General features: G+C 72.8%; 13 protein-coding genes. 7 read left to right on the plus strand and 6 right to left on the minus strand.

Annotated elements, in window-relative coordinates; genetic code table 11:
* Positions 1–81: 81 nt before the first annotated feature.
* Complete coding sequence (locus QQ657_RS08795) at positions 82–6438, plus strand: type I polyketide synthase (protein WP_284741602.1); 6357 nt, start codon at positions 82–84, stop codon at positions 6436–6438.
* A gap of 277 nt (positions 6439–6715) precedes the next feature.
* On the opposite strand, the gene QQ657_RS08800 is transcribed toward QQ657_RS08795, so the two are convergent.
* The 5 genes from QQ657_RS08800 to QQ657_RS08820 form a co-directional block, all read right to left on the minus strand.
* Entirely contained in the window at positions 6716–7528 is an 813-nt protein-coding gene (locus QQ657_RS08800) for a SigB/SigF/SigG family RNA polymerase sigma factor (protein WP_284741603.1), read from the minus strand.
* 89 nt (positions 7529–7617) lie between these two features.
* Positions 7618–9480 (minus strand): CocE/NonD family hydrolase, encoded by a 1863-nt coding sequence (locus tag QQ657_RS08805; RefSeq protein WP_284741604.1) that lies wholly within the window; start codon positions 9478–9480, stop codon positions 7618–7620.
* Positions 9480–10301: an ABC transporter substrate-binding protein gene (locus QQ657_RS08810; RefSeq protein ID WP_284741605.1), complete on the minus strand. Its 822-nt coding sequence runs from the start codon at positions 10299–10301 to the stop codon at positions 9480–9482. Before QQ657_RS08810 ends, QQ657_RS08805 begins: the two co-directional genes overlap by 1 nt.
* Before the next feature lie 32 nt (positions 10302–10333).
* Positions 10334–11062: an amino acid ABC transporter ATP-binding protein gene (locus QQ657_RS08815; protein ID WP_284741606.1), complete on the minus strand. Its 729-nt coding sequence runs from the start codon at positions 11060–11062 to the stop codon at positions 10334–10336.
* The gene (locus tag QQ657_RS08820; protein WP_284741607.1) at positions 11062–11811 is read right to left on the minus strand and encodes an amino acid ABC transporter permease; all 750 of its coding nucleotides are present in this window, start codon (positions 11809–11811) and stop codon (positions 11062–11064) included. The genes QQ657_RS08815 and QQ657_RS08820 overlap by 1 nt, the downstream gene beginning before the upstream one ends.
* A gap of 115 nt (positions 11812–11926) precedes the next feature.
* Between QQ657_RS08820 and QQ657_RS08825 the strand changes: the two genes are divergently transcribed.
* The 6 genes from QQ657_RS08825 (at position 11927) to QQ657_RS08850 (ending at position 21582) form a co-directional block, all read left to right on the plus strand.
* A complete protein-coding gene (locus tag QQ657_RS08825; RefSeq protein WP_284741608.1) occupies positions 11927–13003 on the plus strand; it encodes a DUF5937 family protein in 1077 nt (358 codons plus the stop codon).
* Positions 13004–13226: 223 nt separating this feature from the next.
* Positions 13227–15488, plus strand: a complete 2262-nt coding sequence (locus tag QQ657_RS08830) for a cellulase family glycosylhydrolase (RefSeq protein WP_284741609.1) — start codon at positions 13227–13229, stop codon at positions 15486–15488.
* 29 nt (positions 15489–15517) lie between these two features.
* Entirely contained in the window at positions 15518–17338 is a 1821-nt protein-coding gene (locus QQ657_RS08835) for a rhamnogalacturonan lyase (RefSeq protein ID WP_284741610.1), read from the plus strand.
* Positions 17339–17401: 63 nt separating this feature from the next.
* Positions 17402–18613 (plus strand): PucR family transcriptional regulator, encoded by a 1212-nt coding sequence (locus QQ657_RS08840; protein WP_284741611.1) that lies wholly within the window; start codon positions 17402–17404, stop codon positions 18611–18613.
* A 152-nt stretch (positions 18614–18765) separates the two neighbouring features.
* The gene (locus tag QQ657_RS08845) at positions 18766–21096 is read left to right on the plus strand and encodes a molybdopterin cofactor-binding domain-containing protein (RefSeq protein WP_284741612.1); all 2331 of its coding nucleotides are present in this window, start codon (positions 18766–18768) and stop codon (positions 21094–21096) included.
* A 9-nt stretch (positions 21097–21105) separates the two neighbouring features.
* Positions 21106–21582 carry a (2Fe-2S)-binding protein gene (locus QQ657_RS08850; RefSeq protein WP_284741613.1) on the plus strand — a complete coding sequence of 159 codons (477 nt, stop codon included), beginning with the start codon at positions 21106–21108 and terminating at the stop codon, positions 21580–21582.
* Between the two features lie 252 nt (positions 21583–21834).
* Here the strand turns inward: QQ657_RS08850 and QQ657_RS08855 are convergent, their stop codons facing one another.
* The gene (locus QQ657_RS08855; protein WP_284741614.1) at positions 21835–22278 is read right to left on the minus strand and encodes a hypothetical protein; all 444 of its coding nucleotides are present in this window, start codon (positions 22276–22278) and stop codon (positions 21835–21837) included.
* Positions 22279–22303: the final 25 nt, after the last annotated feature.

The following is a 22303-nucleotide window of genomic DNA, read 5'->3' on the forward strand; positions in this document are numbered from 1 at the left end:
GCGTCGCAGCCGGCCGTCACCCGGGCGTCGCGGAAACGTCCCCGTGGCCGTCGAGGCGAAAACTGCGGTATACCCGGAGCAGTGGAAGAAATCCGGGCCGGGCTCGTCCGGCCGCTCACCGCCGCGTTGTCCGCCCATCCCGCCGACCGGCCGGCCTACTCGGACGACACGCGGACCATCACCTACGGACAGCTCACCGGCCGCAGCGCGGAGTACGCCGCCGCGCTCGGCGTGGCGCGAGGCGAGCGGGTGCTCGTCCACGTCGGCAGCCGGGTCGAGTTCGCCGAATACCTCCTGGCCGTGCTGCGGGCCTCGGCCGTCGGTGTTCCGGTCAGCACGCGGGCGACCGAAGCCGAACTCGCCCACATCGCCGACGACTCCGGCGCGACTCTGCTCATCACCGAGGCGCGCCACGCCGACCTCGCGCACCGCCTCGGCGAGCACCGCGACCTGCGCGTTCTCTTCGTCGAGGACCCGCCGGAACCCGGAGCGCGACCGCCGCGGGACGACCTCGGCCTCGACGAACCGGCCTGGCTGCTCTACACCTCCGGCACCACGGGCCGTCCCAAGGGCGTCCTGCTTTCCCAGCGCGCGATGCTGTGGTCGACCGCCGCCTGCTACGTCCCGATGTTCGGGCTTACCGCGGACGACACCGTCCTGTGGCCGCTGCCGACCCACCACGCCTACGCCCTGTCGCTGGCCTTCGTCGCGACCATCGCGGTCGGCTCCCACACGCGGCTCGCCGATGGCCTTTCCCCGGACCTGCTCGCCGCCCACCCCGGCTGCGTGCTGGCCGGGGTGCCGGCCACCTACCTGCGCCTGCGCCAGGAGCACGACGGCCCGCTGGGCACTCCGCGGCGGTGCCTGACGTCCGGTGCGCCGTGCACGCCGGCGGCCCGGACCGCGGCCCGGGAGTTGTTCGGCCAGGAGCTGCTCAACGGCTACGGGAGCACCGAGACGGGCGGCAAGATCGCCGTCGAAACCCCCGGCGAGGCCGGGCTGAAGCCGGTGGCCGGCGTCGAGATCCGGATCGACGCCGGTGAGGTGCTCGTCCGCGGGCCGGGGCTGATGCTCGGCTACCACGGCCAGTCCTCGCCGGTGCGCGACGGCTGGTACCCCACCGGCGACGCGGGGCGGCTCGAAGGCGGCCGGCTGGTGCTCGACGGCCGGGTCGACGACGTCATCGTCTGCGGCGGCCAGAACGTCCACCCGACCGAGATCGAGGCGGTGCTCGAAGAGGCGCCGTCGGTGCGCGACGTCCTCGTCGCCGGCCGGCCCGACGCCGTCGTCGGCGCGGTCCCCGTCGCGTTCGTGGTCCCCGGGCCCGACGGCTTCGACGCCGAAGAGCTGCGGCGGCTGTGCCTGAGCCGGCTGTCGCTGTACAAGGTGCCGGTCGCCTACATCGAGGTCGACGAGGTCCCGCGGACGCCGTCGGGCAAGCCACGCCGGAACGTCCTGGCGAGCGCGCCGGAACCGCCGGACCTCGCCGCGGTGGTGCGAGCCGAGCTGATCGCGCTTTGCGGCCACGACGGCGGCGACGGCTGGCGGGACCGGCCCTTCACCGACCTCGGGCTGTCGTCGCTGGCCGGAGTGCAGTTCCGGCACCGGATCACCGCGCTCACCGGCGTGCCCGTCCCGCACTCGCTGATCTACGACTTCCCGACGCCCGGCGAGGTCATCGCCGAGCTGGCCCGGCTCGCCTCGGGCGCGGCGAGCACGCACGCGCCCGCAACGCCGGCACCCGCCGCCGAGCCGATCGCCGTCGTGGCGATGGCGTGCCGGTACCCCGGCGGTGTGCGCTCGCCGGAAGACCTCTGGCGGCTCGTCGCGGACCAGATCGACGCAACAGGGGAGTTCCCGGCCGACCGCGGCTGGGACACCGGCGAGCTCTACGACCCGGACCCGGACCGGATCGGCCGTTCGGTGACGCGGCGCGGCGGGTTCCTCGACGGCGCGGGCGACTTCGACGCGGGCCTGTTCGGCATCTCGCCGCGCGAGGCGCTCGCGACCGACCCGCAGCAGCGGCTGCTGCTCGAGACGTCGTGGGAGGCGTTCGAGCGGGCCGGCATCGACGCCGGGACGCTGCGCGGCAGCGACACCGGCGTGTTCGTCGGCGTGATGAACGAGGACTACGCGAGCCGGTTCACCACGCCCCACGAGCTCGAGGCGTGGCTGGGCATCGGGTCGTCGCACGCGGTGGCTTCCGGCCGGATCTCCTACACCTTCGGGCTGACCGGCCCGGCGCTCACCGTCGACACGGCCTGTTCGTCGTCGCTGGTCGCCCTCCACCTCGCGGCGAAAGCCTTGCGTGCGGGGGAGTGTTCGCTCGCGGTCGCCGGCGGGGCGACGGTGATGGCGACTCCGCGGACGTTCCTGGCCTTCAGCCGCCAGCGCGGCCTGTCCCCGGACGGGCGGTGCCGGTCGTACGCGGCCGGAGCGGACGGCACGGCCTGGGCCGAGGGCGCCGGTGTGCTCCTGCTCGAGCGGCTGTCCGACGCGCGCCGGAACGGGCACCCGGTGCTCGCGCTCCTGCGCGGCTCGGCCGTGAACGCCGACGGCGCGTCGAACGGGCTGACCGCGCCGAACGGGCGCGCGCAGCAGGCCCTGATCGCGTCGGCGCTCGCGGACGCGGGGCTGGCCGCGGCCGACGTCGACGCCGTCGAAGGCCACGGGACGGGCACGTCCCTGGGCGACCCGATCGAGGCCGAGGCGGTGATCGCCGCGTACGGGCGAGGCCGGGGCGGCGACCCGCTGTGGCTCGGGTCGGTGAAGTCGAACATCGGCCACACCCAGGCCGCCGCCGGGGTCGCCGGCGTGATCAAGGTGGTGGCGGCCTTGCAGCACGAACAGCTGCCGCCGTCGCTCTACGCGGACGAGCCGAGCCCGCACGTCGACTGGGCCGGCGGCGGGGTGGCGCTGCTGGACCAGGCACGGCCGTGGCCGCGCGCGGACCGGGTCCGCCGGGCCGGGGTGTCCGCCTTCGGGATCGGCGGCACCAACGCGCACGTGCTCGTCGAAGAGGCACCGGCACCGGAAGTCCCGGCGCGGCAAGCGTTCCCGGCGGCGCCGTGGCTGCTCAGCGCGGCCGACGGCGAAGGTCTTCGGCAGGTCGCGGCCGGTCTGGCCGGGGCCGCCGACACCGTGGACGTCGCCTTCACACTGGCCCGCCGGACGCCGCTCGCGCACCGCGTGCTGGTGCCCGCCGGGAACCCGGAAGCCCTGCGCGCCGTCGCCGAAGGCCGCGTGCCCGGCCGGACCGTGCGCGGCGGGACCCGGCTGGCCCTGCTGTTCAGCGGGCAGGGCGCGCAGCGCGCCGGGATGGGACGGGAACTTTCCGCACTGTTCCCGGTGTTCGCCGACGCTTTCGACGAAGCGTGCGACGCGCTCGGCGGCCCGGTGCGTGAGATCGCGGATGCCGGTGGCGAGGCGCTGGACCGCACCGACCACGCCCAAGCGGCGTTGTTCGCCTTCGAAGTCGCCCAGTACCGGCTCTTCGAGTCCTGGGGGCTGCGTCCGGACGTGCTGATGGGGCACTCGATAGGCGAAATCGCCGCCGCGCACGTCGCCGGAGTGCTGGCCCTGCCCGACGCCGCGACGCTCGTGGCCGCGCGTGGCCGGCTCATGGCCGCATTGCCCGGCGGCGGCGTGATGATCGCCGTCGAAGCCACCGAGGCGGAAGTGGCGCCGCTGCTGGGTGACGGTGTCGCGATCGCCGCGATCAACGGCCCGCGTTCGATCGTCCTCTCCGGCGCGGACACCGCGACGACGACCCTGGCCGCACGCTTCGGCGGCGGGACGCGGCTGCGCGTCAGCCACGCGTTCCATTCGCCGCTCGTGGACCCGATGCTCGACGAGTTCCACGACATCGCCACCGGGCTGAAGCACCACCGGCCGTCGATACCGCTGGTGTCGGGCCTGACCGGACTACTCGTCGACGAGCTCGAGCCCGGTCACTGGCGGCGGCACGCCCGCTCGGCCGTGCGGTTCGCCGACGCGCTCGCCACGATCACCGCACCGGGCCCGGTCGTCGGCCTCGAAATCGGCCCGGCGCCCGTGCTCAGCCGCGCGGCGGCCGACGCGCTGCCGGTGACCGCGGCGACGATGTCCGGCGCCGGAGTGCTGGCGGCGGCGGGTGCGATCCACACCGCGGGGGTCCCCGTCGACTGGACCGCGGTGTTCGCCCGCAGCGGCGCGCGGATCACGCCGTTGCCGACGTATCCGTTCAAGCGCACCCGGTACTGGCTCGACCCGCCGTCGCCGTCGCTCGAGCCGGCCGGCGGGGACCACGCGGTCCTCGGCCCGGCCCTGGTCGCGCCCGACTCGCCGCGGATCGTGCACGGCGGCTCGCTCGGCGTCCGCCGGCACCAGTGGCTGGCAGGCCACGTCATCGGGGGAGCGGTCCTGGCGCCCGGCACGGCGTTCGTCGACTTGGCCCTGCACGCCGGCGGGGCGGCCGTCGGAGAGCTGACGATCGAAGCGCCGCTGCGGCTCGACGCGGCCGAGGACGTCCACGTCCAGGTCGTCGTGGACGGGCCGCGCATCGACGTGTACGCCCGGCGTCCGGCGGATGAGCGCTGGCGGAAGCACGCCTCCGGGAGCCTGCGCCCGCGCGGCGCCCTCCCCGGCGGCTGGACCGGGGAATGGCCGCCGCCGGGCGCGGTGGACGTCGACGTCGCCGAGGCCTACCGCGCGCACGCCTACGGGCCCGTTTTCCAAGCTGTGCAAAGGTTGTGGACGCGTGGCGAGGAGTTCTTCGCCGAGGTCGACCTCGCGCCGGACGTCGGCGGCCGGTTCGAGCTGCACCCCGTCCTGCTGGACGCGGCCGTGCACGCGACGGCGCTCGCGGAGGGACCGGCGGCCGAGCCGAGGGTGCCGTTCCTGTGGAGCGGCGTCGAGGTCTACGCGCCCGGTGCGCGGCGGGCGCGGGTGCACGGCGTCCGCCTCGGCCCCGGCGCCGTCCGCGTCGAGCTGTACGGCGAAGACGGGCACCCGGTCGCCCGGGTCGAGTCCCTGATGACGCGGCCGATGGCGCCGCGGGACACGATGCTCTACCGTCCACAGTGGATTCCGATGACGCCGGCCGCGGCCCGGGAACCGGTCCGGGTGGTGGAAATCGAGCCCGGCGACGTCCGGGCGGCGACCGGCCGGGCACTCGCCGTCCTGCACGACTGGCAGGAGCGCGGCGACCGGCTCGTCCTCGTCACCAGGAACGCGACCGGGCCGGTCCCGGACCTCGCCGCCGCCGCGGTCTGGGGTTTCGGGTGCGCCGCGGCGGCGGAGTACCCGGGCCGGATCAGCCTGGCCGACCTGGAGCCCGGCTTCCCGGTGGAGCGGGTGGCCGGCCTCGCGGGCGGCAGCGCGGAGCCGCAGATCGCCGTCCGCGAAGGGATTCCGCACGTGCTGAGGATCGCGCGGGCGGCGCCGTCGGACGGACGGCCGTTCGGTCCGGAAGGGACGGTGCTGGTCACCGGCGGGACAGGCGCGCTCGGCCGGGCGCTGGCCCGGCACCTCGTGACCGCGCACGGCGTCCGGCACCTGCTGCTGGTGAGCCGGAGCGGGCCGGCGGCCCCCGGCGCGCAAGAGCTGCAGGACGAGCTGGGCGCGCAGGTGCGGATCGTCGCGGCCGACGTCGCGGACCGGGCCGCCGTGACGGCGTTGGTCGAGAGCTGCGACCCGCCGCTGACGGCCGTCGTGCACAGCGCGGCCGTGGTGGACGACGGTGTCCTGGCCGCGCAGACGCCGGAGCGCCTGGACACGGTGCTGCGCCCGAAGGTGGACGCGGCGCTGGTGCTCGACGAGCTGACCCGGCACCTGCCGCTGACCGCGTTCGTCCTGTTCTCGTCGATCGCCGGCGTGTTCGGCAAGGCGGGGCAGGCCAACTACGCGGCCGCCAACCGGGCGCTGGACGCGCTGGCCTGCCGCCGCCGGGCCGCGGGGCTCCCCGCGTTGTCACTGGCGTGGGGGCTGTGGGAGCTGGGCACCGGCCTCGGCGACCGGATCTCGGCGGCGGCCCGGCGCCGGATCCACGCGTCCGGCGTCGGCGGACTCACGGCGGAGCAGGGCCTGGCGCTGTTCGACGCGGCGCTCGGCTCGGCCGAACCGGTGCTGGTGCCGGTCCGGTTCGACCCGTCGGCGGCGATGGCCCCGCCGGCCGGCGGTTCGCGCGCGGCCGCACCGCCGCCCGCGTGGCCGGAGAACCCGGCCGAGCCCGAGCTGCGCGAGCTGGTACGCGCGGAGGTGGCGGCGGTGCTCGGCCACCCGGACGCGGCGGTGATCGCCGACGACCAGCCGTTCCCGGAGCTGGGTTTCGACTCGCTGACGGTGATCGAGCTGCGCACCCGCCTCGCCGCGCTGTCGGGAAGGGACCTGCCGGCCACGGTCGTCTTCGACCGGCCCACCGTGACCGAGCTGGCCGGCTACCTCAAGGAGCGCCACTGAATCCGGGGTCGCAGGCCACGAGATCGACCTGCCGTCCGGTGGCGAAGTCTCCGAAGGCGGGCACCAGTGCGGGTAGTGCCACGACGAAGAAACCGTGCTTCCGAAAGTTCACGCCCGTGCTCCGATTCCTTGGTGTGCTTACGGGTTCGAAGGTCGGCGGGCCGCGGTCGAGAGCACGACGACCCGGGACTTCCGGAAGCATGGCGCGATTGCGGCCGGCGCGGCGGGGACATGTCCGCCATCCTGCGAATCCTGTCCCCGTGCGGCTCTTCTCCCGCTACTCCTCGACGATGCGGCCGCGCAGCTGCTGGAGCGTCTTGGTCAGCAGCCGGGAAACCTGCATCTGCGAAACGCCGACCCGCTCGGCGATCTGGCTCTGCGTGAGCTCCTCGACGAACCGCATCTCGATGATCGCGCGTTCGCGGGGCGGGAGGACCGCCATCGCGGCCTGCAGCGTCAGGTGGTCGTCGGCCTTGGAGTACGGGGATTCGCGATCGGCGAGCTGGTCGGCGACCGTGCCGTGGTCGCCGCCGCGGGTGGGGGCGTCGAGCGACGCCGGCTTGTAGGCCTCCGCGGCGAGCAGTCCTTCCCGGACGGTCTCGACGTCGATGTCGAGGTGCGCTGCGAGCTCGCTCGGGGTGGGGGAGCGGCCCAGGTCGTGGGCCAGCTCGCCGGTCGCCCGGGCGAGGGTCTGCTGCAGCTCCTTGAGCCCGCGGGGCACGCGCATCGACCAGGCGGTGTCGCGGAAGTGCCGGCGGACCTCACCCATGATCGTCGGCACGGCGAAGGACAGGAAGTCGCGGCCCTTGCCGGGGTCGTAGCGGTCGACGGCGTGGATCAGGCCGGTCCGGGCGACCTGCACGAGGTCGTCGAAGGACTCGCCGCGGCCGCCGAAGCGCTTGGCGATGTTCTCGGCGAGTTCGAGGTGCTCGGTGATCAGCCGGTCACGCAGGCCGGTCCGGCGGGGGTCTTCGGCCGCCAGCCGGCTGTGCTCGTCGAACAGCGGAACGCAGTGGGCGAACTGGTTGATCCGCCGGGGCGTGGACACGACGGGCGTCGCCGTGGGTCTCTCCGGTGCTCTGACAGCCATGGTGCCCACATACCCAAAGCCGTCCTGAATCACACGAACCGGTGATGGGGACGCCGGGTATTGGTGCACTCGGAGTAATCGGCCGCGGTTCACGCATCGGTGTCGTCCGGCAGCACGGCCAGCGTCAGCCACGACCGCCCGCCCACGTGGACGCGGTTGGTCGCCACCACCTTGCGGCGGTCGCCGACCTCCCGGGCACCGGTGTTCGTGTTGACGTCGAAGCGGGGGAAGTTGCTCGAGCTCACGTCGAGCCGGATGCGGTGGCCGGCCCGGAACAGGTTCGCCGTGTCCGGGGCCTCGACCGTGATGTCGTACACCTCGCCCGGGACCATCGGCGCCGGTTCGGCGAACGAGTCGCGGTAGCGGCAGCGCAGGATGCCGTCGGTCAGGTTCATCGCGAAGCCCTGCGGATAGTCCGCGCTGGGCGGGTGGACGTCGATCAGCTTCACCGTGAAGTCGGTATCGGCCGCCGTGGACGACACGGCCAGCCGCACCGTGACCGGCCCGGCGACCGCGACGTCCCGCGTCAGCGGCGGGGTCTGGAACACGAGCACGTCCGGGCGGCTGTCCAGCGGCAGAAATGGTTGCGACGCGCCGAAGAAGCGCTCGTCGGGGTGCTGGTGGAACGCGCCGCCGCTCATCACCGGCTCGCCGGAGGTGACCTGGCCGCCGAGGGTGGGCACCGGGTCGGCCGGGTCGAAGTCGTACTCCAGGTACGCCTCGTCCGCCGAAGCCGGTGTGCGTGCGAGGCTGCCGTCGGCGCCCAGGTGGAAGACCTGGTCCTCGGCGGTTTCCGGGGGCCACGCGGACGCGGTGCGCCACCGGCCGCCGTGGTCGAGCCGTCCGTCGGGGGTCCGGCGCCCGGAGCCGCCGCCCATCAGGAAGTACCGCACCGGCGGCGGGGCCTCGCCGGACGCGGCGAGGTGCGCGTCGAACCAGCGCAGCCGCATCGTCACGTAGTCGTCGTCGAGGTTCCCCTCGAGCGGTGCCTCGGGGCCGAAGTCGACGTCGCCGGCGTGCCGCGCGCTGCGGGCGCCGTGGGTCCACGGCCCGAGCACGAGGTAGGCGGGGCTGTGCTTCTTGCGGCCCAGCTCGCGGAAGTTCTCCGTGGCGGTGCGGATGTAGGGGTCGTACCAGCTGGAGATGTGCAGGCTGGGGACGTCCGGGAACCGGTCGTAGAAGCCGCGCGCGAAGATGCCGGGCCGGCGCCAGTACTCGTCGAACACCCCGTGCTCCCACTGCTCCAGCAGGTAGTCCTCGTAGTCCGGGACGAACCGCAACGGCGTCGCGCCGCGCCGCCACGGCATCCGGGTGAACCACGCCCGCAGGTCCTCGGCCTCCAGGGTGGCCCGCAGCACCGGGTCGGCGAGCACCTTCGCACTGGTGCGGGCGCGGTGGAACGCCCAGGTCACCTGCTTCAGCTCGAACGCGCCGCCCATCCGCGTGCCGGCTTCGTAGGCGCTGGCGAAGCCGCCCGAGTCGAGGAACATCGCCGCCAGGTGGGGCGCGCCCAGTGACGCCAGGGCGGCCTGCGCGTGGGCGGAGTAGGAGACGCCCATCGTCGCGACCCGGCCGTCGCACCAGTCCCGCGCCGCGATCCACTCGACGGTGTCGTAGCCGTCCTCGGCCTCGTTGAGGTACTTGGTGAACGTGCCGCCCGAGTCGCCGCGGCCGCGGCAGTCCTGGCGCACGACCAGGTACCCGCCCTCGACGAACCGCTGCGCGGCCACCTCGGGTGCCGGCGGGTGGTCGGGGCCGAGGACGCCGTCGGACGGCCGGGCCAGCCGGCGGCCGTACGGGGTGCGCTCGAGCAGCACCGGGCCGGGCGGGGGATCGGGCCGGTCGGCGTAGAGGTCGGCGACCAGGACGACGCCGTCGCGGGCCGGCACGTCGAGCACGAGCCGCCAGCAGTCCCGGCCGCCGGGCAGCGCCAGCCGTTCCCAGCCGCCCATCAGAGCCCGCCCGCGAACTGCGCGCCGAGCGCGGGCCAGGCGGCGACGAGCTGGGGCAGCGGGGCGGTGGTGAAGTACTTGCGGTAGAGCCGGGCGTAGGTGCCGTCGGCGACCATCGCGCCGATCTGCTGGTCGAGCGCGGTCAGCAGCGCCCCGTGGTCCTTGGGCACGGCCATCGACGTCGGGTGCTCCACCGGGGCCGAGGCGGCCCGCCGCAGCGCGGGGTACTGCTTGAGGAACTGCTCGGCGTCCGGCCCGCCGACGACGAACGCGTCGAGGGCGCCGTTGAGCAGCTGGCTCACCGCGGCGTTGGCGTTGGGGAAGCCGATCGGGAGCGCGCCGGGCATCTTGGCCGGCACGAACGGTTCCTGCGTCGACCCGGTGACCGCGCCGACCTTCCGGCCGGCGAAGTCGGTGAGCTTCGCGGCGGCCGAGTTCGCCGTGGTGAGCACGGCCGTGGTGCTCCAGAACAGGGGCTTGGTGAAGGAAACGCTCTTCTGGCGTTCGTCGGTGACACCCAGGCCGGCGGCGGCGAGGTCGTACTGGTGGCTGGTCAGCCCGGCCAGCGACGACGTCACCGAAGTCGACTTGTAGTCCACCTTCAGCCCGAGCCGCTTGGCGGCTTCGTCGGTGACGTCGATGATGAACCCGACCGGCTTCCCGGTGGGATCACCGTAGGCGAACGGCGGCTGACTGGTCTGCGTGGCGGCGCGGATGGTGCCGGGTTCGAGCAGGCCGTACGGGTCGTCGGCGGACGACGTGCTGCCGCAGCCGGCGAGCACCAGGGCGCCGGCGAACGCGGCGAAAGCGATGCGGAACATGGTCTGTCCTTTCCGGACTTTTCGGAAGGCGGTCACAGGACGCGGGCGAGGAAGTCGCGCAGCCGCGGGGTTTCCGGATCGTCGAGGGTGGCGCGGGCGGGACCGGATTCGGCGATGCGGCCGTCGTCCATGAACACCACGCGGTCGGCGACCTCGCGGGCGAAGCCGATTTCGTGGGTCACGGCGAGCATGGTCATGCCCGAGCCGGCGAGGGTGCGCATGACGTCGAGGACGTCCTTGACCAGCTCGGGGTCGAGGGCGGAGGTGGCCTCGTCGAAGAGCATCACCTCGGGTTCGACGGCGAGGGCCCGGGCGATCGCGACGCGCTGCTGCTGCCCGCCGGACAGGCGCCCGGGCCGCTGCTGCGCCAGGTGCGCCAGGCCGAGCCGCTCGAGCTGGGTCATCGCCGAGGCTTCGGAGGCTTCCTTGCCGAGGCCCCGGACGTGGCGCAGCGCGGCCGTGACGTTCTTCAGCACGCTCATGTGCGGGAACAGGTTGAAGTGCTGGAACACCATCCCGACGCGGGCGCGGACGGCGTCGACGTCCACCCGGGCGCCGGTGATCTCGGTGCCGCCGATCCGGATCTCCCCGGACGTCGGCTCCTCCAGCAGGTTGAGGCACTTGAGCAGGGTCGACTTGCCGGAGCCGGACCGCCCGATCACGCAGACGGTCTCGCCGGCGGCGACGTCGAGGTCGACGTCGCGGAGCACTTCGATCGGGCCGTAGTTCTTGTGCAGGCCGCGCACGGACACCGCGGTCATCAGACGGCCGCCTTCGCCGGGACGGGCGCGACCGCCGCCGGGACCGCCGTGAAGCGGCGGCCTTCGCGCATGCGCCGGTCGAGCTTGTTCACCGCGTAGGTGAGCGGGATGGTCAGCAGCAGGTAGCAGAGGCCCGCGGCGACCAGCGCCGACGAATTGTAGGTCGCCGCCTGCCGTTCCTGGGCGATGAAGTAGAGCTCCCGCTGGCCGAAGCCGAGCCCGAGCAGGTACACCAGTGCGCTCTCCTTGATGTCGATGATGAACTGGCCGGCCAGCGCGGGCAGGACGTTGCGCACGCCCTGGGGCACGACGACCACCCGCATGGCCGTGAGGTAGGGCATGCCGAGGCTGCGCGCGGCGTGCAGCTGCCCGGCGGGGACGGCCTGGATGCCGGAGCGGAAGATCTCGGCCGAGTAGGCGGCGGAGATCAGGGCGATGGCGAGCACGGCGTACCCGAGCGGCTCGCGGCCGAACGGGCGCAGGCCGGCCGCCGGCAGGCCGACGCCGACCAGGCTGACGGTGACGATCGCCGGCAGTCCCCGGAAGACGTCGACGTAGATCCGGGCGGGCAGCCGGACCAGCCGCCGCCGGGACAGCAGCAGCATCGCCAGCAGCACCCCGGCGACGACGCCGAAGACGATCGCCAGCGCGGCGATCAGCAGGGTGTTGCGCAGCCCTTCGGTGAGCAGCGCGGGCAGGACGTCCAGGATCTCGTGCAGGTCGAAGAAGGTGCGCAGGAAGTCGAGCATGACCTGGCCTCTCGTGTCGCGGTGGCGGCCGGATCACGGAAGGCTAGGTCCGATTCCCCGCACCGCCGCCGACGCTTACCGCGACCGCGGTAAGCATGGGGCCTAAGCTGGGCGCATGTCGGTGGTGCTGACCGTGCAAGGGGCCCGGGCGGCCGACCTCGTCGCGGGGGTCTCGCCGCTGGCCGAGCTGCTCGCGTGCCTGCACTCGATCGCCGAGCCGGAGCACCACTTCGAGGTGCGGCCGTGGCTCACCCGGGTCCGCGCGGACACCTCGGCGGCCCTGCACAGCCGGCTGAAGACCTACGCGCCGCTGTGGGCGCGCCGCCGCTGCCGGCTGCTGCTGCCGTTCGAGCTGCCGCTGGGCCGGACGTTCGAGGACGAGCTGGGCCGGATCGAGCAGCTCCCGGTGGGCACCTTCGCCGCGACCGCGGCCGAGGCGATCCACGGCGGCTTCGTGGAGATCGGCGACCTGCTGGGTGACGCGGCGGCGAGGGAGGCGTACGTCGTGGCGTGCGAGCGGCGGTCGTTCGCCCGCGGCGAGCTGGCCCGGCACCTCGTCGGCGACCCGGAGGCGTTCCGCGCGGACCTGCTGGACGTGCTGCGCGCCTGCGCGGAGGAGTTCTTCGCCGACGAGTGGGCGCGCGTCGCGCACCGGCTGGAGAGCGAGTGCGCGACGGTGCGGGCGCGGGTCAGTGCCCTGCCGGTGGCCGAGGCGCTGGCCTCGCTCAGCCCGAACGCGGCGGCGCGGCAGGACCCGCCGTCGGTGGTGTTCGACAAGCTGCAGTCGTTGCACGCCGACCTGCGCGGCCGCCGCTGCCTGCTGGTGCCGTCCGTGCACGCCCGGCCCCACCTGATCGTCAAGATCGACCCGGGGTTCCCGGTGGTGGTCCACTTCCCGGTCGAGGGCGACGGCGCCCGCGACACCCTGGCCCAGGTCCGCCTGCGCCTGGCGATCCTCGCCGACCCGGCCCGGCTGTCCCTGTGCCGCCACCTGGTCAACGAGCCGATCACGACGTCCGACCTGGCCGCCCGCACCGGGATGACGGTCCCGCAGGTCTCCCGCCACCTGGGCCGCCTGCGCGAGGCGGGCCTGCTGGTCTCCCGGCGTGACGGCCGGATGATCCAGCACCGCCTGGACCTCCCGCGCCTGATGCAGCTCGGCGTCGACGTGCTCACCACGATCATGCGCTGACGCGGGGATGCTCTCCCGGCGCCGGTGCCCGGGTGCTTCGGCCAGGCCGGCGTCGGACCGCTGGCGCGCGGGCAGCCGAAACGTCCATTGTGGACTGAAAGCGCTTTCGACGACGTGGTCGAATCAGCCGATACTTTCGCTCGAGGCGGCCGAGCCGTTACACTCCCGTGCTGGGAGCGCTCCCAGGTCGACTGTCCCTGTCGTATTTCTCCAGGAGGTCGGTATGACCCGGCGTGTTCTCCGGGCGCTCGTGGTCGGCTTGCTCTTCGCCGCCTGCTTCGTCGCCCTGCCGCACACCCCAAGCACAGCAGCCGCCGCGCCCACGCGGATCATGGCGCTGGGCGACTCCATCACCGGTTCGCCCGGGTGCTGGCGCGCACTGCTGTGGAAGCACCTGCAGGACACCGGCCACACCGACGTCGACTTCGTCGGGACGCTCCCCGCCCAGGGCTGTGGCTTCACCTACGACGGCGAAAACGAAGGCCACGGCGGGTTCCTCGCCACCGGCATCGTGCGGGACAACCAGCTGCCCGGCTGGCTCTCGGCCACCCGCCCGGACATCGTCCTGATGCACCTGGGCACCAACGACGTCTGGAACAACATCCCGGCCAGCACGATCCTCGACGCCTACACGACGCTGCTCGGCCAGATGCGCGCGAGCAACCCGGCGACGAAGCTCGTCGTCGCCAAGATCATCCCGATGAACCCGGCCAACTGCGCCGCCTGCGCCCAGCGGGTCGTCGATCTCAACGGCGCCATCCCCGCCTGGGCCCAGGCGCACAGCACCGCCGCGTCGCCGATCACCGTCGCCGACCAGTGGACCGGGTTCGACACCGCGGCCGACACCACCGACGGCGTGCACCCGAACAGCACCACCGGCATCCAGAAGATGGAAAGCCGCTGGTACCCGGCCCTGGTCGCGGCCCTGCCCACCGCCACGGCGGCCGCCGGCCTGCACGTCAGCGGCACCCAGGTCGCCGAGGCGAACGGCGCGGCCTTCGTGATGCGCGGCGTGAACCACCCGTACGCCTGGTACCCCAGCCAGACCGGCGCCTTCGCGGACATCAAGTCCTTCGGCGCCAACACCGTGCGCGTCGTGCTCGGCAGCGGCCAGCGGTGGGGACCGACTTCCGCGGTCGAGGTCACGAACGTCATCTCGCTGTGCAAGCAGTCCCGGCTGATCTGCGTGCTGGAAGCCCACGACACCACCGGCTACGGCGAGGAAAGCGCGGCCGCGAGCCTGGACCAGGCCGCGAGCTACTGGATCAGCGTGGCCAGTGCCCTCAAGGGCCAGGAGAACTACGTCGTCATCAACCTGGGCAACGAGCCGTTCGGCAACAACCAGCAGGTGAGCGCCACCTGGGCGAGTGCGACCAGCAGCGCGATCACCCGGCTGCGCGGCGCGGGGCTCCAGCACCTGCTGATGGCCGACGCGCCGATGTGGGGCCAGGACTGGCAGAACATCATGCGCGACAACGCCGCTTCGGTGCTCGCCGCCGATCCGCAGCACAACACGGTGTTCTCCATCCACATGTACGGCGTCTACGACACCGCGGCCGAGATCACCGGGTACTTCGACGCCTTCCGCACCGCCGGCCTGCCGCTGGTGGTGGGCGAGTTCGGGAACATGCACACCGACGGCAACCCCGACGAGGACACGATCATGGCCCAGGCGCAGGCCAGGGGCCTCGGCTACCTCGGCTGGTCGTGGAGCGGCAACAGCAGTGACGTCGCCTACCTCGACCTGGTCAACGGCTTCAACCCGGCGAGTCTCACCGCTTGGGGAGAGCGCTTTCTCAACGGCGCGAACGGCGTCCGCCAGACCTCGAAGGAAGCCACGATCTACGGCGGGGGCAGCGCGGACACGGTGGCACCGACCACGCCGGGCACGCCGTCCGCCTCGGCCGTGACGGCCACCGGAGCCACGCTGACCTGGAGCGCCTCGACCGACAACGTCGGCGTCACCGGCTACGACGTCCTCCGGGCGACCGGCAGCGGCACGTTCAGCCAGGTCGGCTCGACCGGCACCCCCACCTTCACCGACACCGGCCTGACGGCGTCGACGACCTACCGCTACCAGGTGCGGGCCCGCGACGCCGCCGGGAACGTCTCGGCGAACTCCGCGGCCGCCACGGTGACGACCAGCGCAGGCGGCACGGGGACGTGCAAGATCGGCTACTCCGCGCCCGCCTGGGGCGGCGGCAACGGCTTCACCGCCTCCGTGACCATCACGAACACGGGCACGAGCACGCTCACCGGCTGGACCCTCGCCTTCACCTACACCGCCGGCCAGCGCGTGACCCTGCCCGGCTGGGGCGCCGACTTCGCGCAGACCGGCGCCGCGGTCACCGCCACCAACCTGGCCTGGAACGGCACGCTGGCCCCGAACGCGTCGACCGGCATCGGCTTCAACGGCACGTTCAGCGGGTCCAACCCGGCGCCGGCTTCGTTCACCCTCAACGGAAGCACCTGCACGACCAGCTGAGTCCGTCCACTTCAGACAAGGAGAGAAGCATGCGCAAGTTCGCGCGAAGCCGGCGGCTGGTCGTGGCCGCCGTGGGTGTCCTGCTGGTGGGGCTGATCCCCGCCACCGCGGCGGGGGAGACCGCGCCGCGGTTCGACCGGCTGAACCGCGGGGTGGTCAGCGTCCACACCGCGGCCGGGAACCAGGTCGGCTGGCGGCTGCTCGCCGACGACCCCGCCGGCGTGACGTTCGCCGTCTACCGCGACGGCACGAGGGTGACCCGGACTCCGGCGGGCGGGCCGACCGGCTACCTGGACGCCGGGGCTCCCGCGGGGGCGAAGTACACCGTTCGCGCCGTCGTCGGCGGCGTCGAGCGGATGTCGGCCTTCGCCGCCGAGGATTCGCTGACGCTCGACAGCACGGCCGCGGCGAGCACCCGGGACGTGCCGATCCAGATTCCGCCGGGCGGCACGACGCCGTCCGGGGAGAGCTACACCTACAGCGCGAACGACGCGAGCGTCGGTGACCTCGACGGCGACGGCCAGTACGAGCTGGTGCTGAAGTGGGATCCGAGCAACGCCAAGGACAATTCGCAGTCCGGCTACACCGGTGACGTCTACGTCGATGCCTACCGGCTCGACGGCACGCGGCTCTGGCGGATCGACCTGGGCCGCAACATCCGCGCCGGCGCGCACTACACGCAGTTCCAGGTCTTCGACTACGACGGCGACGGGCGGGCCGAGGTCGCCATGAAGACCGCCGACGGCACCCGGTCCGGCACCGGGCAGGTCATCGGCAGCGCGAGCGCGGACTACCGCAACTCGAGCGGGTACGTGCTGTCCGGCCCGGAGTTCCTGACGGTGTTCAACGGCCAGACCGGGGCTGTCGCGGCCACGGTGAACTACGACCCGCCGCGCGGCACCGTCTCCTCGTGGGGCGACAGCTACGGCAACCGGGTGGACCGGTTCCTGGCCGGGACCGCGTACCTGGACGGCTCGCACCCGAGCCTGATCATGTCCCGGGGCTACTACACCCGGACCGTCATCGCGGCCTGGGACTTCCGGGGCGGCGCGCTGACCGAACGGTGGAAGTTCGACTCCAACTCGGCCGGCTCGCAGTACACCGGCCAAGGTGACCACCAGCTGGCCATCGCCGACGCGGACGGCGACGGCCGCGACGAGATCGTCTTCGGGGCCATGGCCATCGACGACAACGGCAGTCCACTGTGGAACACCCGGCTCGGGCACGGCGACGCCATGCACGTCGGCGACCTGATCCCCAGCCGGGCGGGGCTGGAAGAGTTCAAAGTGGACGAAGACACCTCGAAACCGGCGGCCTGGATGGCCGACGCGAAGACCGGGCAGATCATCTGGCAGAACGCGTCGTGCTCCTGCGACAACGGGCGCGGGGTCTCGGACGACGTCTACGCGGGCAGCCCCGGCGCCGAGTCGTGGTCGTCCGCGGTGTCCGGGCTGCTGAACACCAGCGGGCAGAACATCGGGCGCAAGCCGTCGTCGACGAACTTCGTGATCTGGTGGGACGGCGACGCCCAGCGCGAACTGCTGGACGGCACCCACATCGACAAGTACGGCACCAGCGCCGACACCCGGCTGCTCACCGCGTCGGGTGTGCACGCGAACAACGGCACGAAGAGCACGCCGTCACTGCAGGCGGACCTGTTCGGCGACTGGCGGGAGGAGGTCGTCTGGCCGACTTCGGACAACCGGGCGCTGCGGATCTACTCGACCACCGACACGACGAGCATCTCCCACGTCTCGCTGATGCAGGACCGCCAGTACCGGGAGGCGGTGGCGTGGCAGAACACCGCCTACAACCAGCCGCCGCACCCGGGTTTCGCGCTGGCGAAGTGAGCGGAACCGGAGGCGGCGACGTAGGCTGACGCGCCGGCGAGAGCACGACGGTGGCAGGTGCGAATGGGCGAGGCAAGGGCGGACGCCCGGGACACCGCGTGGTCGCTCGCGGCCAGGGTGCTGGACGAGCTCGACGAGCTCACCGGCGCCCTGGTCGCCGTCATCGTCGAGCAGAACCCCGGCTACCGGGTGGTCGACGTCGTGCCCGACGACGACCTGTGGCGCTCCTGCCACGACAACCTCCGCCGGGTCCTGCAGCTGATCGGCCGCGGTGCCGAAACCTCGGAGGATCTTTACGACGCGGCGAAAGCGACCGGACGGCGCCGGGCCGAGCAGCAGCTGCCGCTCGACGACGTGCTGCGCTCGTTCCGGATCGGCGGGCGGCTCGTCTGGCAGGCCCTGACCGCGAAGGCCCGGGCGACCGGGTACGTCAACAACGAGGCGATGCTCGACCTCGCGACCCGCGTGTGGGAGGTCGTCGACGCCACTTCCGCCCAGGTGGCGCTGGCCTACCACGCGGCGGAGCGGAGCTTCGTCCGCGCCGACGAGCAGCGTCGCGCGTCGCTCTGGGAAGGGCTGCTGCAGGGCCGGGCCACCGACGCGGGGTTCGCCTACGAGGCGGGCCGGGCGCTGCGGCTGCCGATTTCGGGGCCCTACGTCGTCGTCGCGGCCGCGGGGCCCGGCGACGCCGCCTTCGCCGAGCCGCTCGGCTCCACGCTGGAGGACGCCGGCTCCGCGTCGGCCTGGCAGTCCCGGGCCGACGTGCTGGTCGGCCTGGTTTCGCTGCCGGGACGCGAGGTGGCGGAAGCCGTCGAGGCGATCGGGTCCGTGCTGACCGTGCCGGCCGGCGTCTCCCTGGTCGTCGACGGGCTGGCCGCCGTGCACACGGCCTACCGGCAGGCGGTGCTCGCGATGCGGACGGTGCCGCCGGGCCGGGCCGCCGTGGTGTGCCTGGCCGAACGGCTGCCCGAAGCGCTGCTGCTCAGCTCGCCCGAGCTGACGGAGTCACTCCAGCAGAACTGGCTGGGCGGCCTGCTGGACCTGCGGGCGGTCGAGCGCGGCCCGCTGCTGGAGACCCTCGCGACGTGGGTGCGGACCGGCGGTTCGGCGACCCGCTCGGCGCAGGCGCTGCACTGCCACCGCAACACCGTGCTCAACCGGATCCACCGGATCGAAGAGCTGACCGGCCGGTCGCTGACCGGCGGTGACCTGGCCCTGGAGCTCGCGCTGGTCGTCCGCGCGCTGCCGTTCCTGCCGCCACCGCGCGTGCCGTGACCGGCACCCGCTGTGCACAGTGCACAACGACACTAGGCCAAATGTAGGCACTCAGATGCTTCATTCGGTGGCGTGATGTGTGTAACACTCCGCCCGGCGGTGCTCCGGCCCGCGCTTCTCCCACACCGTCGTTCGAGAGGTCCCAGCCGCTCATGCCCGAACACGACCCCGCAGTTCCCCCACCCGGGTCCGAGCCGCGCTCCATGGCCCGCCGCCGCTTCCTCGGTTTCGTGCTCGCCGCGCCGACGCTCGCCGTCGCCGCGCAGGTCGGGGTCACGGAGCTGGCTCCCGGCAAGGCCGACGCGGCGATCCCGTCGCTGCCCCAGCCCGAAGACATCTTCGACCTCGGCGACCTGCAGAACCTCGCCGCGCTGCCGACGTCCGGCCTGATCAGCGTGCGGATCGGGGCCGACGGCCGGGCCGCGTTCGCCGTGCCGCGCGCCGAGGTCGGCCAGGGGATGACCACCGCCGTCGCGATGATGATCGCCGAGGAGCTCGACCTCCCGCTGGACAAGATCGACGTCACGCTGGCCGACGCGCGGCCCGAGCTGCTGATGAACCAGCTGACCGGCGGCTCCAACTCGATGCGCAGCATCTACACGCCGGTCCGGACCGCCTCGGCCATCGCCCGGCAGCGGCTGATCGCCGCGGCCGCCGCGAAGTGGGGCGTGCCGGCGTCGCAGCTGACGACGTCCGGCGGTGTCGTGCGCGGCTCCGGCGGCCGCACGGCGAGCTACGGCTCCCTCGCGAAGGCCGCCGCGTCCGCCACCACGATCAGCGTCGCGGCGACGCTCAAGCCGCAGTCGGAGTTCAAGGTCCTCGGCACGCCGCAGAACCGCCTGGACGCCCACGCCGCGGTCACCGGCCGCAAGCAGTTCACCCTCGACCTCGACGTCCCGGGCGCGCTCCCGACCATGGTCGCCCGGCCGCCCACGATCAACGGCACGCCGCGCGCGATCCTCAACGCGGCCGAGGTCAAGGCGATGCCGGGGATCACCGACGTCGCCGCGATCTCGCACGGCGTCGCGGTCCGCGGTCGCACGTTCGGCCAGTGCATCGACGCGATCCGGGCGCTGAAGGTCACCTGGGGCGCGGGCACCGTCGACGGCGAGTCCGACGCGACGGTGCTCAAGAAGCTCAAGGCCGCGCAGCTGCCGATGGCCGTGCCCGGCCTGCTCGACCAGTACCTCGACGCGGAGTTCACCTTCGCCGCCGCGAGCAACAGCCCGCTGGAGACCGGTGCCGCGATCGCCGACGTCCGCCCGGACCGCGCGGAGATCTGGTCGTGCCTGAAGGTGCCGATCGTCGCCCAGGAGGAGATCGCCAAGCTGCTGGGGCTGCCGCAGGACGCGGTCACGGTGCACGTCACCCAGGGCGGCGGGTCGTTCGGCAGGCACCTGTTCCACGACGCGGCCGCCGAAGCGGCGGAGGCGTCGCAGAAGATGGGCAAGCCGGTCAAGCTGATGTGGTCGCGCACCGACGACTTCCGGCAGGGGCGCATCCACCCGATGTGCGTGTCGCGGGTGCGGGCGACCTACCTGCTCGGCAACGTGATCAGCTTCGAGCAGCGCCACACGAGCGTGCAGACCGAGTTCAGCCACGGGCTCGGCGAGATGATCACCGCGACCGCGGCGAAGCTCCCGATCGCCGGCAACCTCAGCTTCGCCGAGTCGATCTTCCTGCTGAGCCAGTCCTCGCCGTACAACTTCGGCGTCACGACCCAGCTGCTCAACGAGATCCCGCTGAAGTTCAACACCGGCAGCATGCGCAACATCTACTCGCCCAACGTGGTCACCGCCGAGGAGCTCGTCGTCGACCAGCTGGCGAAGAAGTTCGGCAAGGACCCGGTCGAGTTCCGCCGCGAGTTCCTCAAGGACGACCGGCTGCGCTCGGTGCTGGACAAGGCCGTCCAGGTGGGGAACTGGGGCCGGTCGATGCCCGCCGGTACCGCGCAGGGCATCGCGCTGCACGCCGAATACCGCGGCGCGGTCGCGGTGCTGGTGGAGATCGACTGCCGGCCGGAGACGGTCAACCGGCCCGTCCGCGACGGCGTCACGGGCCCGCGGGTGACGAAGGCGCTCGTGGTCGTCGACCCGGGTTTCGCGATCAACCCGCGCGGCCTCGAGGCGCAGATGATCGGCGGGCTCAACGACGGCATCGCGATGTGCCTCACCTCCAGCATCCACATCAAGGACGGGCTCCCGCTGGAAGGCAGCTGGGACAACTACTTCTACACGCGCGAGTGGAACACCCCGCCCGAGACGCAGGTCGTGATCATGCCGAACACCTCGGCCAGCCCCAGCGGCGCGGGCGAGCTCGCGGTGGCGCCGTCGTTCGCCGCCGTCGCGTGCGCCTACGCCCGCGCGGTCGGCAAGATGCCGACCTCCTTCCCGATCAACCACGGGACGCTCAGCTTCGAGCCGCTGCCCGTGCAGCCGTCCACTCCGCCGTCGCCCACCGACGGCCTCGACCACGCCTACTAGGAGCGCGCCGTGCCGCAACACACCCTCAAGGTCAACGGCCAGGTGGTCACCGTCGACGCCGACGACGACCTCCGGCTGCTGTGGGTCCTGCGCGACCTGCTGGGCATCAACGGCCCGAAGTACGGCTGCGGGCTCGACGTCTGCAAGGCGTGCACCAGCCACATCAACGGCAAGGCGTTCAACCCGTGCTCGGTGCGCGTGGCCGACATCAAGGAAACGGACGAGATCACGACGATCGAAGGCCTGCCCGCGACGGTGGGCAAGGACCTGCACCCGATGCAGGAGGCGTGGCTGGAGAGGGACGTCGCCCAGTGCGGCTACTGCCAGCCGGGCCAGATCATGGCGGCGGTGGCGAAGGTCCGCCAGGCCACGGCGGCGGGCCGGGAGATCACCGACGCCGATTTGGACGAGATCCGCAACATCTGCCGCTGCGGGACTTATGCCCGGATCCGCGAGGCGGTGAAGGCCGGCGCGGCGAACATGTGACCCCCCCGGACGCCCGTGATCGAGGAGTCGACACGGGTGATCCGGAGGTCGACACGCGTGATCGGAGGGTCGACACGGCGGCAGTGCCGTGTCGACCCTCAAATCACGTGAGTCGACTCCACAATCACGCGTGTCGACCCTTCGATCACGCTCACCGGGAGCCACTGACCGCCCCGGCTTCCCGCATCTCGGCGGAAGACCTGGCGGTGGCGGTCGTGGACGAGCTGGAGAACCCCGGCGCGGACCGGCACTTCACGGTCGGCTACTGACCTTGGTCTCGCACCGGACGAGCGGCGCGGCCTCGGTGCCGGAAGCGACGCAGTCGACGCCCATGCCCGGCTTCGGTACCGGGTAGGCGAAGACGGTCGGCGCGTCGCTGTCCCCGCCGACGGAGAACTTGACGACGGTCGGTGTCCAGGTTCCGGTGCCGTGCAGGGTTTTCGAGTAGTAGGCGGTGTGCGGGCCGATCGCGGTGCCCATGCCCTCGCCGTCGTCGTTCAGCTCGTGCACGTTCAGCACGTAGTCCCCGGCGGTGTACTTGCCTTCGTTCTCGTGCCCGGCTTCGGCCGGCGTCGCACTGGTGACTTCCGGCGCGACGGGATCGGCGGCGGTGGCCATCACGGTGGCCCCGATGGCCACCACCGCGGCCCCGGCCGCGACGGCGATGACGCCGGCCCGCCTGGTGCGCAACTGCATGGTGCCTCCCTCGCTCGAAGATCAA

It is taken from the genome of Amycolatopsis ponsaeliensis, from assembly GCF_030182635.1.
GTDB classification, from domain to species: Bacteria; Actinomycetota; Actinomycetes; order Mycobacteriales; family Pseudonocardiaceae; genus Amycolatopsis; species Amycolatopsis ponsaeliensis.